The sequence below is a fragment of the Streptomyces sp. SID1328 genome (genome assembly GCF_009865595.1).
Taxonomy (GTDB): domain Bacteria; phylum Actinomycetota; class Actinomycetes; order Streptomycetales; family Streptomycetaceae; genus Streptomyces; species Streptomyces griseoluteus.
In genome coordinates, this window is sequence record NZ_WWKH01000717.1 from 1 (window position 1) to 1,548 (window position 1,548).

Consider the following 1,548-nt stretch of genomic DNA (forward strand, 5'->3'; position numbering starts at 1 on the left):
CCCGCGAGACCGGCGAGGCACGGGCCCGGGAACGGGCGGCGTGGCTGCGGGTCCACACCGAGGCCGGTGTCGGCGGCGCCGAGGCGCTGCGGGCGCTCACCGCGGCCCGGCTCGCGGAGAACCTGCCGCGCATCGACAGTGTGACCGTCTCCCCCGACGTGCTGACCGGGCTGCTCGCCCGGCTGACCGGCGAGACGCCGGACGGCGCGCGGTGAGCCTCGCCCCGCGCGCCGTACTGGTCCACCGCACCACGGAGTACGAGGAACTGGTGGCCCGGCACGGTACGCACGGGCAGGCCGCGTTCTTCCTCTCCTCGCGCGGCCGGGACATCGAGGAGGTCGTGGAACGCCACCGCCGCGCACGCCGCGCCCTGGCCGAGGTGACCGCCGCCGTGCCGCTGAACTGGCGCCAGGCGCTGCTGGAGCGGGCCGACCTGGACCGCTTCCTGTTCGCTCCCGAGGACGTGGTCGTGGTGGTGGGCCAGGACGGGCTGGTGGCGAACGCCGCCAAGTACCTGGACGGCCAGCCGGTGATCGGCATCGACACCGATCCGGGACGCAACCCCGGTGTGCTGGTACGGCACCGGCCGCGCGACGCCGCCGCCCTGCTGGCCTCGGCCGGGGGCGCGGCGGACGAACTGACCATGGTCGAGGCGGTCACCGACGACACGCAGCGGCTGGTGGCGCTGAACGAGATCTACCTCGGCGCGCCGGGCCACCAGACCGCCCGGTACCGCCTGGGTCTCGACGGCGACAGGGGTGTCGTCGAGACCCAGGCCTCCTCCGGGGTCCTGGTGGGCACCGGGACCGGGGCCACCGGCTGGCTCCGGTCGGTGTGGCAGGAGCGGGGCGGCACCCTGCCCCTGCCGGCGCCGACCGAGGACCGGCTGCTGTGGTTCGTCCGCGAGGCGTGGCCGTCCCCCGCCACCGGGACGAGCCTGGTCGGGGGCGGCCTCACCGCCTCGGCCGCCCTGACGCTCACCGTGGAGTCCGACCGCCTGATCGCCTTCGGCGACGGCATCGAGTCCGACGCGCTCCAGCTCACCTGGGGGCAGACGGTGCGGGTGGGCGTGTGCGGGCGGCGGCTGCGGCTGGTGGGCTGACGTCCCGCTGCCGGACGCGCCTACAGCCGCGGGTCACCGGCTCCGACTCCAGCGCGAGGACGCCGAACACCGCCTCGTGCACCCGCCACAGCGGCTCACCGTCGGCGAGACGGTCCAGGGCCTCCAGACCGAGGGCGTACTCGCGGACCGCCAGCGACCGCTTGTGGTTGAGGAACCGGCCCCGGAGCCTGGCCAGGTTGTCGGGGCGCGTGTACTCGGGTCCGTAGATGATCCGCAGGTACTCACGGCCCCGGCACTTGATGCCCGGCTGCACCGGCCGGCCCTGTCCGTCCCGGACCAGCGCGCCGAGCGGCTTGACGACCATGCCCTCGCCGCCCCGGCCGGTCATCTCCAGCCACCAGTCGACGCCCGCCCTGACCGACTCCGCGTCGCCGGTGTCGACGTACAGGCGCCGGGTGGTCTGGAGCAGGCCGGAGCCGTCGTGC

Annotated in this window: 1 protein-coding gene and 2 pseudogenes; 2 read left to right on the forward strand and 1 reads right to left on the reverse strand. The window is 75.4% G+C overall.

What is annotated here, in order from left to right; all coding sequences use genetic code 11:
* Positions 1–215: pseudogene (locus GT030_RS23015) on the forward strand (SPFH domain-containing protein); the annotation flags it as partial.
* Positions 212–1,102: an NAD(+)/NADH kinase gene (locus GT030_RS23020; RefSeq protein ID WP_161202720.1), complete on the forward strand. Its 891-nt coding sequence runs from the start codon at positions 212–214 to the stop codon at positions 1,100–1,102. The pseudogene GT030_RS23015 and the gene GT030_RS23020, both read left to right, overlap by 4 nt.
* Here the strand turns inward: GT030_RS23020 and GT030_RS23025 are convergent.
* Positions 1,041–1,548, reverse strand: a pseudogene (locus tag GT030_RS23025) (hypothetical protein); the annotation flags it as partial. The gene GT030_RS23020 and the pseudogene GT030_RS23025 overlap by 62 nt on opposite strands.